The sequence below is a fragment of the Pseudomonas sp. AC211 genome, assembly GCF_979258055.1.
Map to the genome: position 1 here is coordinate 4612903 of NZ_OZ409830.1, position 14792 is coordinate 4627694.

Sequence of the window (14792 nt, forward strand, 5' to 3'; positions counted from 1 at the left end):
GTCGGTCGGGCGGTCAAACGTGAACTAGTCGTGGTCGTTCATGCTTGTGAACAACCGTTGACAGCTGTCAGTAGCCAGGCGCCATCAGTTTGACATCTCGCCTTGCACCGCCAGCTTGTAACCCCGGCCGTAGACGGTCTGGATCAGTTGCGGGCGGTTTGAATTGAGCTCGAGTTTGCGCCGCAGCCGCGCCACCAGCGTGTCGACGGTGCGCAAATCCCCGGAGTCTTCACTCTCGAGACCATGGCGCAAACAGGCGAGCAAATCGTTGCGATTGACCGGCTTGCCGCGCCGCTCGATCAGCCCCACCAGCAAGGCGAATTCGCCCGCCGTCAGCGACACATCGCTGCCCTCTTCATCGCTGATTCGGCGGCGCAGCAAATCCACTTTGTAGGTGCCGAGCAGCACATCCTGATCCGTCTTATCGCCCTGACGGCGACGCAGCAGACTGCGAATTTGCGCGAGCAACACACGCAGGTTAACGGGCTTGGTGATATAGCAATCGGCCCCAGTTTCAAGACCGGCCACGCGGTCAAAATCGTCGTCACGCACAGTGACCAGGATGATGCCGATTTGCGGGCTTTTACTGCGCAGCTGGGCGGCGACGGTGAGGCCGTCGATATCGGGAAGGCCGATATCGAGGATGACAGCAGCGGGTTGATGACGCTCGAACAGGCGCATGCCTTCATGGCCCGAAGGGGTGCTGAGCACTTCATAGCCGGCGTTGACCAGATACAGCGAAACCATCTCGCGGATTTCGGGTGCGTCTTCGACGACCAGGAGTTTTTCCATGCTGAGTGCGCTCGGCTTGTTGTTATGGGGCGCGATTGTGGGGGGTTCGGGGGGAGAAATACTAGATGCGCTGATCGGGGCGGTTGCGCGCGCCTCAACGCTTGTTCTCGTCCGGGATCTGCGAGACGTTCTCAGATTCCCGAAAACACATCCGTCATCCTCGCGAACGCGGGGATCCAGAATTTCTCGGCGTACAGACATGTTGGACTGCACACGATCTTGGGTCCGGCCTTGAAACTATCCGCATCGCTCACGCCTGCGCTCGGCACAAGACTCTGGATCCCCGCCTGCGCGGGGATGACGGTGGTTTGGGCGCCTACTCTCGCCCGCAATCCGCCGGCCCCACCCAGACTCCCGAAAACACATCCGTCATCCTCGCGAACGCGGGGATCCAGAATTTCTCGGCGTACAGACATGTTGGACTGCACACGATCTTGGGTCCGGCCTTGAAGCTATCCGCATCCCTCACGCCTGCGCCCGGCACAAAACTCTGGATCCCCGCCTGCGCGGGGATGACGGTGGTTTGGCCAATCTGCCGGCCCTACGCCTATTCCCGCACACACATCCGTCATCCCCGCGAACGCGGGGATCCAGAATTTCTCGACGTACAGACATGTTGGACTTCACACGATTTTGGGCCCGGCCTTGAAGCTATCCGCATCCCTCACGCCTGAGCCCGGCACAAAACTCTGGATCCCCGCCTGCGCGGGGATGACGGTGGTTTGGGCAATCTGCAGGACCTACGCCTATTCCCGCACATACATCCGTCATCCCCGCGAAGGCGGGGATCCAGAATTTCTCGGCGTACAGACATATTGGACTGCACACGATTTTGGGTTCTGCTTTGAAACTATCCGCATCCCTCACGCCTGCGCCCAACACAAGACTTTGGATCCCCGCCTGCGCGGGGATGACGGTGGTTTGGCCAATCTGCCGGCCCTACGCCTATTCCCGCACATACATCCGTCATCCTCGCGAACGCGGGGATCCAGAATTTCTCGGCGTACAGACATGTTGGGCTGCACACGATTTTGGGTTCTGCTTTGAAACTATCCGCATCGTTCACGACTGCGCTCGGCACAAGACTCTGGATCCCCGCCTGCGCAGGGATGACGGTGGTTTGGGCAATCTGCAGGACCTACGCCTATTCCCGCACATACATCCGTCATCCCCGCGAAGGCGGGGATCCAGAATTTCTCGGCGTACAGACATGTTGGGCTGCACACGATTTTGGGCCCGGCCTTGAAGCTATCCGCATCCCTCACGCCTGCGCCCGGCACAAAACTCTGGATCCCCGCCTGCGCGGGGATGACGGTGGTTTGGGCAATCTGCAGGCCCTACGCCTATTCCCGCACATACATCCGTCATCCCCGCAAAGGCGGGGATCCAGAATTTCTCGGCGTACAGACATGTTGGACTGCACACGATCTTGGGCCCGGCATTGAAGCTATCCGCATCGTTCACGACTGCGCTCGGCACAAGACTCTGGATCCCCGCCTGCGCGGGGATGACGGTGGTTTGGGCGCCTACGCCCGCCCGAAATCCGACGGACCCACCCAGACTCCCGAAAACACATCCGTCATCCTCGCGAACGCGGGGATCCAGAATTTCTCGGCGTACAGACATGTTGGACTGCACACGATTTTGGGTCCGGCGTTGAAGCTATCCGCATCCCTCACGCCCGCGCCCGGCACAAAACTCTGGATCCCCGCCTGCGCGGGGATGACGGATGTTTGGGCGGGGTGAGGATGGCTAACGACGTTGATCGGCGTATTCCCGTAGGAGCCAGCTTGCTGGCGAACCCTGCAAACGAAGGTCGCGAATTCCTTTTCCACGGTTCGCCAGCAAGCCGGCTCCTACAAGTGCAGCGCGGCTACACCAATTTATGCTCCATCGCATACTTAACAAGATCCGCCACCGACGCTGCATTCAGCTTCTGCATCAGCCGCGCTTTATGCGTGCTGATGGTCTTGTTGCTCAGCGCCAGCTGCTGAGCAATGTCGTTAACGTTGGCACCCTGTACGAGCCGTTCAAACACCGAAAACTCCCGCTCCGAGAGCCGCGTGTGCAAGGGCCGCGAGTCGGTCAGGCCGACTTCAAATACCATGCGGTCGGCCAGCTCCGGGTCGATGTAACGCCCACCGGCCGCCACGCGGCGAATAGCGGTGAGTAGCAGCGCCGGGTCGCTGTCTTTGGTGGCGTATCCGGCGGCGCCGGCTTTCAGGGCGCGGGCGGCCATTTGTGCTTCGTCGTGCATCGAGAGCACCAGAATAGCCGGCGGATTGCTCAACGCGCGGATGCGCGGAATGGCTTCCAGGCCGTTGACGCCGGGCATGGAGATGTCGAGCAGCACCACTTCGCATTCGGTATGCCGCAAGGTCTCCAGCAACTGCTCGCCGTTGCTAGCTTCGCCGGCGACGCACAGGTCTTTGGCCAGGCCGATCAGTTGCTTGATGCCTTCTCGCACGATGGTGTGGTCTTCGGCGACCAGTACACGAATCACGGTTCTATCTCCTCGTTACGTGCGGCCAGGGGAATGCGCACGGTCAGGGTGGTGCCCTCGCCCAACTGGCTGTCCAGGCGCAAGGTGCCGCCCAGCATCAGCACACGCTCGCGCATGCCGACCAAGCCAAACGAGGCGCTACGTCCAGGCGTGGCGACAAAGCCGAGGCCGTCGTCGGCAACGGTCAGGCACAGGTCGTCGCCTTCGCGCTCCAGGCGAAGCTCGACAGTATGCGCCTGGGCGTGGCGCATCACGTTGGTCAGCGCTTCTTGAAGAATACGAAACAGGCCGATGGCTTTGGCGTCGGCCAGGGCCGGCAGGTTGTCGGGCACTTGCACGATGCAGGGAATTTGCGTGCGCGCTTCGAAGCGCTGGGCTTGCCATTCGATGGCCGAGGCGATGCCGGCGTCGAGGATCGGCGGGCGCAATGCGGTGGCGACGTCGCGTACCAACTGGAAGAGGTTGGCGATCAGCTTTTTCATGCTGTTGAGGCGGTCCTGCAAACCCGGATCGAGCTCGGCATAGGCCAGTTCGCACATGGAGGTTTCCAGCTTCAGCACAGTGAGCACTTGGCCCAGCTCGTCGTGCACTTCGCGGGCGATGCGGGCTTTTTCTTCTTCGCGCACGCTTTCCAGGTGGGCGGACAATTCCCGCAGCTGGGCGCGCGAGCCGGCCAGTTCAAGCTCGATGCGTTTGTTGTCGGTGATGTCCCAGGCGATGCCGTCCCAGACCACGCTGTTGTCGTCCAGACGCCGGGCGATGGCTTTGATGTCGGCCCAGCGCTGTTCGCCGTCGCGCGTGAGGATGCGGCCTTGCCAGTGCCAGTCGCGGTCATGGGCGAAGGCTTGGTCTTGCGTGCCGTGGTAGCTGGCTTTGTCTTCGCTGTAGACCAGGCTGCGCAGGCCTCGGTCGGACGCCTGCAACACGGCGGCCGGGTAGCCGACCATGCCTTCGCTGCCGTCGCTGATAAAGGCGAATTCCACGTCGGCGCCAACGTGCGCGCGCTCCAGGCGAAACACCATGCCCGGCACGTTGGCCGCGATGCCTTGCAGGCGCGCCTGGCTTTCTTGCAGCGCGGCCAGAGCGCGACGGCGCTCGGTGACGTCGGTGATGTACACCACCAGGTATTCGGCTTGGCGAAAACGCAGAAAGCTCAGCGACACATCCGCTGGCAAGGTCGTGCCGTCAGCGCGCAGCAGCGAGCTTTCGAAGCTCAGCGGCTCGCCGTCGCTGCCCCGCGCCCGCTTCCACAGGGCCAGCCAGCGGTCGATGTGCAAGTTCGGGTCGAAGGCGGCCAAAGGCAGTTCAACCACGCCACCGGCCGGGTAGCCGAGCAGTTGTTCGGCGGCGCGGTTGGCGTAACGCACGTGGCTGTCCCAGTTAACCCAGAGGATGCCGACGGTGCTTTGGTCGATGGAAAACTGCGTCAGGCGCAACGCTTCTTCAGCGGCTTCGCGCAGGTCCAGGGCGTGCCGGGCGCTGAGCAGGTCACGCTCCAGGCGGCGCACTTGCCGGCGCAGCCAGAACAGGCACGCCACGGCGCCGGCCAGCAGCACGGCGAACAGGCTAGTGAGGTTTTGCCAGAACCCCGGCGACTCGCTCAGGCGCGGGTATTTGATTTGCACCCAGCGGTTGTGCAGTTGGTCGAGCTGCTTGGGCGTGAGGCCGGCCAGGGCTTTGTCGATGATGGCCGACAGCTGCGGCCAATCGCGGCGGGTGGCCACCCGCAGCAATTGCGGGAAGCCGATATCGCCGACCACGGCCAGCTCGGCGAACTCGGCCTCGCCGGATAGACGACTGAGTTGGGCTTCGTCGATAACCACGTATTTCACGCGCTCGGCCAACAGATTGCGCAGGGCTTGGCGCTCGTTGTCCGCGCCTTGCAGGTTGAGGTTGGAATAGGAGCTGCGCAGGTAGTCGGCCACCGCACTCGGCATACGCACGGCCACGGGGTCGTTGCTGCCTAATTGCTCGAAGTCCACCGCCGCGCCGCCCACCCGTGCGCCCACCACCAGTTGCGGCACGCGCATGTAGGGGTCGGTGAACAGCCACTGGCGCAGGCCGGCCGGGGTTTGCATCTGGCCGGGCGCGATGTCGAACAAGCGCGCCTGGGCAGCGGCCTCCAGAGACGCCTGGTCGGGGTAGGTTTGCCAGATAAGGTCGACGTGCAGCGCGGCAGCGAGGTCGTTCAGCAGGTCGATATGGGCACCGGATAACTTCTGTTGGCGGCGGTCCATTTGCGCATAGGGCGCTTGCAGCACCACACCGACGCGCAGCTGTTTATGCGCTTCGAGCCACGCTTGCTGTTCTCTGTTCAGCGCCAGCGAGGGTGGTGCGTCGCTCATCGCCAGGCCCGGCAACAAGCCGAGCAGCGCGAGCAATGCGCAGAAAACAGAACGTAGCAACGGGCGGCGCATCCAGCGAAAACCTCAGGAGGGAACAGCGAGCCGGCCTACCTTACTCCAGCCGACGGGCGCACCGCTAAACCTGCGCCTGACAAATGCACGACTGCCGATTAGGCTGCACCCATTGTTCTCGCTCAGGACTTGCCCAATGCCGCTGTCGCTTCGCCCCGCTCTCGCCCTGGTCTCGCTGCTGCTGTGTGGCGCTGTGCACGCTGCCGATGAACCGGCGCCCAGCAAAGAAGGCGAGCCCGCCGCCGCAGTGGAACGCGCGCCGCTGGCCGAACGCAGCGTTGACGATGCCGCCGCCCTGGCCAAACGTGTGCCGGCCAAGGAGCAGCAAATGCTCACGGCCGGCGATGAGCAGTTTCTGGCGCTGTATAAGTTGGCCAACGTGGGCGAGCCCAGCGGCGTGGTGATTTTAATTCCCGGTGACGGCGAAACGGCCGACTGGCCCCTGGCGATGGCGCCGCTGCGGGAAAAACTGCCCGATGCCGGCTGGCACACCTTGAGCCTGAGCCTGCCCGACCCTCAAGGCGACGAGCCGCCGCTGCGCCCACTGCAAGCCACGCCACCGGCCGAAGGCGAAAGCAAACCCGCCGAAACCACCGAACCCGCGCCGGCCACCACACCGGAAAACGCCGCCGTGCCGGCCGACAACACACCGCCGCCCAGTGGCATTAGCGAAGAACAGCGCACCGCCCATGCCACCCGCGTGAGCGCCCGAATCGAAGCGGCCATCGCCTTTGCCCAGGAACAAAAAGCCAAGGCCATCGTGCTGCTCGGCCATGGCAGCGGCGGCTACTGGGCGGCGCGTTATCTGGCGGATAACAAGCCCAAGCAAGTGAGCAATCTGATTCTGATCGCGGCTGAGAAACCGGTTGGTTTCGCGCCGGTATTGGAGGAGTTGGTGCCACAGCTGAAACTGGCCACCGGCGACTTTTACTACCGCGACCTGGCGCTGGACCGAGATAACGCCAAGCTGCGGGCGCAGGCGGGTAAGCGGCAGAAGCATCCGGCGTATATCCAGGTGGCGATGGGCGCGTTGCCGGGGGATCGGGCGACGGAGCAGGAGCAGTTGTATCGGCGGGTTAAAGGGTGGCTGAGCCAGCATGTGCAGGCGGGGGCGGTGCAGCCGGATCGGTCTGCGCCGGCGAGTGCGCCGGAGCCGGATGCGGTTCCGGAGCCGGTTGAGCCGGCTTCGCCGGGGATTTGAGGGGTGTTGGGGTTGGGCTTTGTTTTTAGGCTTGGTGCGACGGTTGGATTTTGTCGATCCGTGATTCGAGCTTCGGTCCGAAATTCTGGATCCCCGCGTTCGCGAGGATGACGGAGTTTTTTGCAACGACCACCGTCATCCTCGCGAAGGCGGCGGTTCGACGATTCGGGATCCAGAATGTTGCGCCGGGCGCAGAAAATCGGCGCGCCACCTATCGAAACCTTCACCAAAAACCGTTCTTCAAATAACCCTCACCGAAACCCTCGCTGCTCCTTAACCACCGCATACGCACTGTGCAATTCCCGCGTTTTCTCCGTCGCCTCTCGCACCTTCGCCGGACTCGCGCCTGCGCCCACCAGCTTGTCCGGATGATGCCGACTGAGCAGCCGCCGGTAGGCGTTTTTGATGGTTTGCACATCGCTGCCATGGGCCACGTTCAGTAAACGCAGCGCCTGTTCATAGCTGACCACGCTGGTGACGTTGGTGCTTTTGCGCGGTTCGAATTCCGCGCCCAGGGCCGCCACGGCGTCGCGCCCTATGCCCAACCATTTGCCCCACAGCACAATCAGTTCGCGCTCGGTGCTGGTGGCGCGGCCGTCGGCCCAGGCCATGCGCCAGCAGGCGCGCAGCACTTCTTCGGCGGCGCGCAACTCGCTGCGCAAACGACGCAGCGGCAGGCGTAAGCCGTCCTGGCCGTTTTTGCCGCGGGTGAAGGCGTCGATGGCGCGGCGCTGTTCGCCGTCGGTGAGTTGCAGGCGCTGCATTTCGGCGCGCGCTTGCTGGATGTGCACTTCGAGCACTTGGCCGTCACTCTTGGCCAGGCGACCGAGCAGCACGAAGAGCAGGTCTTGATCCGACACGCCCACCGGCCGCGCGCCTTTGAGCCGGCCGCGCAAGTCGTCCCAGCTCTCCAGGGCCATGCGCCGGTCCACCACCTGGCCGAGCAAAATGCCCAGCAAAGCGCCCGGAATACTGGCCAGCGCCAAACCGGCGGTGGCGCCCACGACGGTCGCTGGCCAGAGCATCAGCCGGCCACCGCGAGCAGCTGTTCCACTTCGGCCAGGCGCTCATGGGTGCCGACGTCTACCCAATGCCCTTGGAAATGCTCGCCGCTCACACGCCCTGCGGCCATGGCCTCGCGCAGCAGCGGCGCCAGCTTGAACGCGCCCGATTGGCAGCCAGCAAACAGGGCCGGCGCCAGCACGGCGATGCCGCTGTAGGTGAGCGTGGCGGCGCCGGGATGGGCATCGCTGAGCTGGCCATCGCGCAAGGTGAAGTCTCCGGCGCGATGGTGCGCGGGGTTGTCGATCATCACCAGATGAGCCAGGCCGGTGATGTGTCTGGGAATTGCGCGAAAGTCGTAGTCGGTCCAGACGTCGCCGTTGACGACCAGGAACGGCTCATCCCCGAGCAAGGGCAACGCTTTGTGGATGCCGCCACCGGTTTCCAGCGGTTCGCCTTCGGGTGAATAGACGATGCGCAGGCCGAACTGCGAGCCGTCGCCCAAATGATCTTCAATCTGCTGACCGAGCCAGGCGTGGTTGATCACCACCTCGCGAAAACCTGCCGCCGCCAGCGCGCGCAGGTGGTATTCGATCAGGGGTTGGCCGGCGACCGGAATCAGCGGCTTGGGCGTATGCAGGGTCAGCGGGCGCATGCGCTCGCCTTTGCCGGCCGCCAGAATCATGGCTTTCATGCGGGCACCGCCTTGGATGCGTGCAGGCTGGCAAACAACTCGCCGAGCTCAGCCAGTTCCGGACGACGCGCGAGCACCGCTTCTATATAGGAGAAGAAACGCGGCACGTCGCCCAGGTATTTCGGCTTGCCGTCGCGGTGGCAGATGCGCGCGAAGATGCCGATAACTTTGAGGTGCCGCTGTACGCCCATGAGGTCGCTGGCGCGCAGGAAATCTTCGAAGTCGGGCTGCACCGGAATGTTCAAGGCCTGCGCTTGTTGCCAGTACTGGCTCAACCAGACGCGCACACGCGGCTCGGGCCAACTGAGGAAGGCGTCTTTAAACAGGCTGGTGACGTCGTAGGTGACCGGGCCATACACCGCATCCTGAAAATCCAGCACGCCGGGGTTCGGCTCGCTGAACATCAGATTGCGGGGCATGTAGTCGCGATGCACCAGCACCTTTGGCTGGGCCAACGCGCTGTCGATCAACACGGTGCAGATGCGTTGCCAGGCGGCGAGCTGCGCGTCTGTGAATTCCAGCCCCAGTTCGTGGCGCACATACCAGTCGGGGAACAGTTGCAGCTCGCGGTGCAACAACGCGTGGTCGTAACTGGGCAACGGCGTGTGCTGCGGCAGTTGCTGGAAGGCCACCAGTGCATTCAACGCGTCGGCGAACAAGGCGTCGGCGTTGTCGTCATTAATGACGTCCAGATAAGTGTGGCGGCCAAGATCAGGCAGCAGCAAAAAGCCGCGTTCGAGGTCTTGGGCCAAAATTTCCGGCACATTTATTTTTGCTTCGGCTAGCAAACCGGCCATTTTCACGAAGGGGCGGCAGTCTTCCTGAGGCGGCGGGGCGTCCATCACGATGAATGTGCGGCCCTCGCCCTGCCAGCGAAAGTAGCGCCTAAAACTGGCGTCGCTGCTAGCTGCAGTAAGGGTTGCAGGCGGAACCGGGCCCCAGCCGCGATCGGCAAACAGGGCGGGTAATTGCTCATCGAGCCACACGGACAGCTGTTGCAGGCGTACATCTTCATCAAGCATTACAAGGGTCTCCGACGGCCCTAGCCGTTGTGCGGGTCATGCTTTATTATCCAGCATCTTTTTCAGCCCATCGAGAGGCGTGCGGTCCTAGCGGGCCGATGGCGCGCAGGAAGCCCGGACTACAAGATGGCAGTAAAATACCCCGCGTTTCGTAAAAAATTCCCTCTGCTGGTTACCGGCAGCCTATTGGCTTTGCAACCTGTTGCCACGCAATACGTGGTCGCCGCTGAGCAGTATGACTGCGCTGTGTCGGCTACGGGTGGCTGGGCATGTTCGCCAAAATCGAACACTGCCGTATTGCCTCCGCGCCCTGTGCACAGCGCCGGCGCGGTCAGCTCATTGGCCGGTACTTCGGCCGAGCAGACCAGCACGGTCGCCTCGGGTGAAGCCGTTGCCACTGAGGCCAAGCCTCAGCTGGTGACCGAGAGCAAAGGCAAAGCGTTGAAGTCTCGCAGTGCTGACTACAGTCACCTCGACTGGGTTCCGCGCGAGAAGCTCACCGCCGAGCAACTGGCCGAAACCGGCCCGTACTGCTCCGGTGCGTACATCGAGCCGGAACGTCCCGGCATGAACGACAAAACCGCCAAGAAAGATGCGCCGACTTATGTGTCTGCCAAAGCCTCGCGCTATGAGCAGGAACAACAAGTGGCGACCTTGGCTGGTGATGTGGTGATGCGCCAGGGCAGCATGCAGGTGGAGGCCGACGAGGCCAGCCTGCTGCAGGCTGAAAACCGTGGCGAGCTGAACGGCAACGTGCGTCTGCGTGACAACGGTGCCTTGGTGGTCGGTGACCACGCTCAGTTGCAACTCGATACCGGCGAAGCGCAAATCGACAACGCCGAATACGTGCTGCACAAATCCAGCGTTCGCGGCAACGCGCTGTATGCCAAGCGCCAGGAAGATTCGATCATCCGCCTCAAGGATGGTACGTACACCCGCTGCGAACCGGGCAGCAACGCCTGGAACCTGAAGGGCAACAACATCACATTGAACCCGGCGACCGGCTTCGGTACCGCGACCAACGTGACCCTGCGGGTTAAAGACATTCCGATCTTCTACACCCCGTACATTTATTTCCCAATCGACGACCGTCGCCAGTCCGGCTTCCTGCCGCCGAGCATCGGCTCGTCCAGCGACACCGGCCTGATGCTGGTAACGCCGTACTACTTCAACTTGGCGCCTAACTACGACGCCACCTTGTATCCACGCTTCATGTCCGAGCGCGGCGTGTTGATGGAAGGCGAGTTCCGCTACCTCACCGAAAGCAGCGAAGGCCAGGTCAGCGCTGCTTACCTGGATGACGGCGACGACGAGCGCAAGGATGAGCCCAAGTACGAAGATCAACGTTATCTGTACAGCCTGAAAAACCAGACCGGCCTCGATTCGCGTCTGCTGGGCACGGTCGATTACACCAAGATCAGCGACCCGTACTACTTCCAGGATCTGGAAACCGACCTGGACGTTAGCAGCCAGACCTTCGTGAACCAGCAAGGCGCGCTGACATACCGGGGCGACAGCTTCGATGCCAAGCTCAATATGCACGCGTATCAGCTGGCCACCGTAACTGACGTGACCCCGTACGATCGCCTGCCTCAGGTGACGTTTGATGGCGTTCTGCCGTTCCAACCGGGCGGTGTGAACTTCACGTACAACACCGAGTTTGTACGCTTCGACCGCGATCTGGACGAGTACGACTATCTCAACACGAGTAGCCCAGATAGCTATCTGACTGGCCTTACCCGCGCAACGGGCGACCGCATCCACTTGGAGCCAGGCGTAAGCCTGCCGCTGAACTGGAACTGGGGTTACGTCAAACCGACGATGAAGTACCTGTACACCGACTACGACCTGGATCTGGATCAGAAAGGCAAGAATGACCTCGCGACTGCCGGCAACGATTTCCAGAACAGCCAGGACCGTGGCGTGCCGTTGTACAGCGTCGACAGCGGCCTGTACTTCGACCGCAACACGACTCTGTTTGGCAACAACTACCGCCAGACCCTCGAGCCGCGCCTGTATTACCTGAACGTGCCGTATCGCGATCAGTCGGACATCCCGATTTTCGACACCAGCGAAACGCCGTTCAGCTATGCCTCGCTGTTCCGTGAAAACCGCTTCTCCAGCAGCGACCGCATTGGCGATGCCAACCAACTGTCGCTGGGCACCAGCAGCAGCTTTATCGAGGACAACGGCTTCGAGCGCGCCAGCGTTGCGATCGGCCAGACTCTCTACTTCGAAGACCGCAAAGTGCAGTTGCCAGGTATTGAAGCGAAAGACGAAGCCTCGGTGTCGCCGTACGCATTGACCGGTCAATACCGCATCAACCGTGACTGGCGTGTCAGCTCCGACCTGAACTGGGACCCGGACGCCGGCGAAACCCGTTCCGGTAACGTGATGGCGCATTACCAGCCAGAAGCGAACCCCGGCAAAATCGTTAACGCCGGCTACCGCTACCGTAACGACGTCAAGCGCTTCAACCCGCAAACCGGGTTATTCGAAGTGGGCGGCGACGAATACAAGATCGATCAGTCCGACTTCTCGGTTATCTGGCCGGTCGTACCGCAGTGGAGCGCTATCGCTCGCTGGCAGTTCGACTACAACCAGAGCCGTACGCTGGAGGCCTTTGGTGGTTTCGAGTACGACAACTGTTGCTGGAAACTGCGTCTGATCAACCGCTACTGGGTTGAGTACGACGAATTCGACTTGAAACGCGAAGCCAACGGCGACCGCGGGATCTTCCTGCAAATCGTGCTGAAAGGCCTCGGCGGCGTTATCGGCAACAAAGTCGAGAGTTTCCTCGACCAAGGCATCCAAGGTTATCGTCAACGTGAAGACCAAGCTTATTGATTGTCTGCGCCCGCTGCTGCTGGGCGCCATGCTTCTGGGTACCGCGGCACACGCCGACGTACAGTCCATTGACCGCGTTGTGGCTATCGTCGACAACGACGTAATCATGCAAAGCCAATTGGACGGCCGCCTGCGCGAGGTTCAACAAACCATCGCCAAGCGCGGTGCCGCACTGCCGCCGGAGCACGTACTGAGCCAGCAAGTGCTGGAACGCCTGATCATCGAAAACCTGCAACTGCAGATCGGCGATCGCTCGGGCATCCGCATTACTGACGAAGAACTGAACCAGGCCATCGGCACCATCGCTCAGCGCAACAACATGAGCGTCGAGCAATTCCAGGCGGCGCTGGCGCAGGACGGCTTATCGTTCAACGAAGCCCGTGAGCAAGTGCGTCGCGAGATGATTATCAGCCGAGTGCGCCAGCGCCGTGTGGCCGAACGCATTCAAGTAACGGATCAGGAAGTGCAGAACTTCCTCGCCTCCGACCTGGGCAAAATCCAGCTTTCGCAGGAATACCACCTGGCCAACATCCTGATTCCGGTGCCGGAAAGCTCCTCGCCGGAAACCATTCAGGCTGCGGACAAACAAGCCAACGCTATTTATCAGCAACTGAAGCAAGGCGCCGACTTCGCCCAGTTGGCTATTTCCAGCTCCGGAAGTGAAACGGCGCTGGAAGGCGGCGACATGGGCTGGCGTAAAGCCGCTCAATTGCCCTCTCCGTTCGACAACATGGTTGGCGCGCTGGCAGTCGGCGACGTTACCGAGCCAGTGCGCACGCCGGGCGGTTTCATCATCATCAAGCTATTGGAAAAACGCGGCGGCGACAGCCAGATGCGTGACGAAGTACATGTTCGTCATATCCTGATCAAGCCGAGCGAGATCCGCACCGAAGCTGAAACCCAGCGCCTGGTCGAGCGTCTGTACGACCGCATCCTGGCGGGCGAAGACTTCGGCGAACTGGCGAAAAGCTTCTCTGAAGATCCGGGTTCGGCTCTCAACGGCGGCGACCTCAACTGGATTGATCCGAGCACCCTGGTGCCGGAGTTCCAGCGCGTGATGGCCAATACCGCCAGCGGTGAAGTGTCCAAACCGTTCAAAAGCCCATACGGCTGGCACGTTCTGGAAGTGCTTGGCCGTCGCGCCACGGACAGCAGTGACGAGTTCCGCAAGCAGCAGGCCCTCAACGCCCTGCGCAACCGTAAGTACGACGAAGAGCTGCAAGCCTGGTTGCGCCAGATTCGCGACGAGGCATACGTAGAAGTCAAACTGTGACCCTACCGCGCTTCGCTCTTACTCCCGGCGAGCCGGCCGGCATAGGTCCCGACCTGTGCCTGCTGCTTGCCCAGCACGCCCAGCCTTATCCCCTGATCGCCATCGCCAGCCGCGACCTGCTCACCGAGCGGGCCGCGCAACTGGGCGTGGCGGTTCAGGCGGTAGCGGTCACGCCAGATGCCTGGCCCGACGCCCCCGCACCTGCCGGCACCCTGTACGTTTGGGACACGCCGCTACGCAGCGCCGTAACCGCCGGCCAGCTCGACTCGCGCAACGCCGCTTATGTACTCGAAACCCTGACGCGCGCCGGTGAAGGCTGCCTGCACAGCGATTTCGCCGGAATGATTACGGCGCCCGTGCACAAAGGTGTGATTAACGAAGCGGGCATCGCATTCTCTGGCCATACCGAATTTCTCGCCGACCTCACCCACACCGAACAAGTGGTGATGATGCTCGCCACTCGCGGCCTGCGGGTGGCGCTGGTGACCACGCACTTGCCGCTCAAGGACGTGGCTGCAGCCGTTACTCCTGAGCGCCTGACACGGGTGACGCGCATTCTGCACGCCGATCTGGTGAACAAGTTCGGCATCGCAGCGCCCCGAATCCTGGTGTGCGGCCTGAACCCTCATGCGGGCGAAGGCGGGCACTTGGGGCGCGAAGAAATTGAAATTATCGAACCGACCCTAGCCGCTTTGCGTGCCGAAGGGTTGAACCTTATCGGCCCATTGCCGGCCGATACTTTATTCACACCCAAGCACCTGGACCACTGCGACGCCGTGTTGGCGATGTATCACGACCAAGGACTGCCGGTGTTGAAGTACAAAGGTTTCGGCGCTGCGGTAAACGTGACCCTCGGCCTGCCGATCATTCGCACCTCGGTCGACCACGGCACCGCTCTGGATCTGGCCGGCTCCGGCAAGATCGATACCGGCAGCCTGCAAGTCGCCCTCGAAACGGCCTATCAGATGGCCGAAAGCCGGTAAGCCGGCCTTTCTTTTGCCGCGTCCTGCGCCTTAACTGGCAGACAGGTCGCCCGCCCCA

The 14792-nt window shown here is 62.1% G+C and carries 10 protein-coding genes; 4 read left to right on the forward strand and 6 right to left on the reverse strand.

Annotated elements, in window-relative coordinates; genetic code table 11:
• Window positions 1-84: 84 nt before the first annotated feature.
• The 3 genes from ACZZZP_RS21675 to ACZZZP_RS21685 all read right to left on the reverse strand — a co-directional run bounded on the left by ACZZZP_RS21675 (window position 85) and on the right by ACZZZP_RS21685 (window position 5640).
• Entirely contained in the window at window positions 85-792 is a 708-nt protein-coding gene (locus ACZZZP_RS21675) for a response regulator transcription factor (RefSeq protein WP_463384077.1), read from the reverse strand.
• 1873 nt (window positions 793-2665) lie between these two features.
• Window positions 2666-3295 (reverse strand): response regulator transcription factor, encoded by a 630-nt coding sequence (locus ACZZZP_RS21680; RefSeq protein ID WP_122491976.1) that lies wholly within the window; start codon window positions 3293-3295, stop codon window positions 2666-2668.
• Complete coding sequence (locus tag ACZZZP_RS21685) at window positions 3292-5640, reverse strand: PAS domain-containing sensor histidine kinase (protein ID WP_463384767.1); 2349 nt, start codon at window positions 5638-5640, stop codon at window positions 3292-3294. Before ACZZZP_RS21685 ends, ACZZZP_RS21680 begins: the two co-directional genes overlap by 4 nt.
• Window positions 5641-5848: 208 nt before the next feature.
• On the opposite strand from ACZZZP_RS21685, the gene ACZZZP_RS21690 reads away from it, so the two are divergent.
• Window positions 5849-6913 (forward strand): alpha/beta hydrolase family protein, encoded by a 1065-nt coding sequence (locus tag ACZZZP_RS21690; RefSeq protein WP_463384078.1) that lies wholly within the window; start codon window positions 5849-5851, stop codon window positions 6911-6913.
• Window positions 6914-7164: 251 nt separating this feature from the next.
• Here the strand turns inward: ACZZZP_RS21690 and ACZZZP_RS21695 are convergent, their stop codons facing one another.
• The 3 genes from ACZZZP_RS21695 to ACZZZP_RS21705 are packed head-to-tail and all read right to left on the reverse strand — an operon-like array spanning window position 7165 to window position 9631.
• Window positions 7165-7938 (reverse strand): TerB family tellurite resistance protein, encoded by a 774-nt coding sequence (locus ACZZZP_RS21695; protein WP_463384079.1) that lies wholly within the window; start codon window positions 7936-7938, stop codon window positions 7165-7167.
• Complete coding sequence (gene murU / locus ACZZZP_RS21700) at window positions 7938-8609, reverse strand: N-acetylmuramate alpha-1-phosphate uridylyltransferase MurU (protein ID WP_463384080.1); 672 nt, start codon at window positions 8607-8609, stop codon at window positions 7938-7940. The genes ACZZZP_RS21695 and murU overlap by 1 nt, the downstream gene beginning before the upstream one ends.
• Complete coding sequence (locus tag ACZZZP_RS21705; protein ID WP_463384081.1) at window positions 8606-9631, reverse strand: aminoglycoside phosphotransferase family protein; 1026 nt, start codon at window positions 9629-9631, stop codon at window positions 8606-8608. The genes murU and ACZZZP_RS21705 overlap by 4 nt, the downstream gene beginning before the upstream one ends.
• Window positions 9632-9757: 126 nt before the next feature.
• On the opposite strand from ACZZZP_RS21705, the gene ACZZZP_RS21710 reads away from it, so the two are divergent.
• The 3 genes from ACZZZP_RS21710 to pdxA are packed head-to-tail and all read left to right on the forward strand — an operon-like array spanning window position 9758 to window position 14734.
• Complete coding sequence (locus ACZZZP_RS21710; RefSeq protein WP_463384082.1) at window positions 9758-12478, forward strand: LPS-assembly protein LptD; 2721 nt, start codon at window positions 9758-9760, stop codon at window positions 12476-12478.
• Complete coding sequence (locus tag ACZZZP_RS21715; RefSeq protein ID WP_163016473.1) at window positions 12459-13751, forward strand: peptidylprolyl isomerase; 1293 nt, start codon at window positions 12459-12461, stop codon at window positions 13749-13751. Before ACZZZP_RS21710 ends, ACZZZP_RS21715 begins: the two co-directional genes overlap by 20 nt.
• Window positions 13748-14734, forward strand: a complete 987-nt coding sequence (gene pdxA / locus ACZZZP_RS21720) for a 4-hydroxythreonine-4-phosphate dehydrogenase PdxA (RefSeq protein ID WP_122491982.1) — start codon at window positions 13748-13750, stop codon at window positions 14732-14734. Before ACZZZP_RS21715 ends, pdxA begins: the two co-directional genes overlap by 4 nt.
• Window positions 14735-14792: the final 58 nt, after the last annotated feature.

Bases quoted from the DNA above. Each gene is read 5' to 3' on its own strand.
- ACZZZP_RS21675 (WP_463384077.1), bottom strand. From the start codon at position 792: ATGGAAAAACTCCTGGTCGTCGAAGACGCACCCGAAATCCGCGAGATG.
- ACZZZP_RS21685 (WP_463384767.1), bottom strand. From the start codon at position 5,640: ATGAGCGACGCACCACCCTCGCTGGCGCTGAACAGAGAACAGCAAGCG.
- ACZZZP_RS21690 (WP_463384078.1), top strand. From the start codon at position 5,849: ATGCCGCTGTCGCTTCGCCCCGCTCTCGCCCTGGTCTCGCTGCTGCTG.
- ACZZZP_RS21695 (WP_463384079.1), bottom strand. From the start codon at position 7,938: ATGCTCTGGCCAGCGACCGTCGTGGGCGCCACCGCCGGTTTGGCGCTG.
- murU (WP_463384080.1), bottom strand. From the start codon at position 8,609: ATGAAAGCCATGATTCTGGCGGCCGGCAAAGGCGAGCGCATGCGCCCG.
- ACZZZP_RS21705 (WP_463384081.1), bottom strand. From the start codon at position 9,631: ATGCTTGATGAAGATGTACGCCTGCAACAGCTGTCCGTGTGGCTCGAT.
- ACZZZP_RS21710 (WP_463384082.1), top strand. From the start codon at position 9,758: ATGGCAGTAAAATACCCCGCGTTTCGTAAAAAATTCCCTCTGCTGGTT.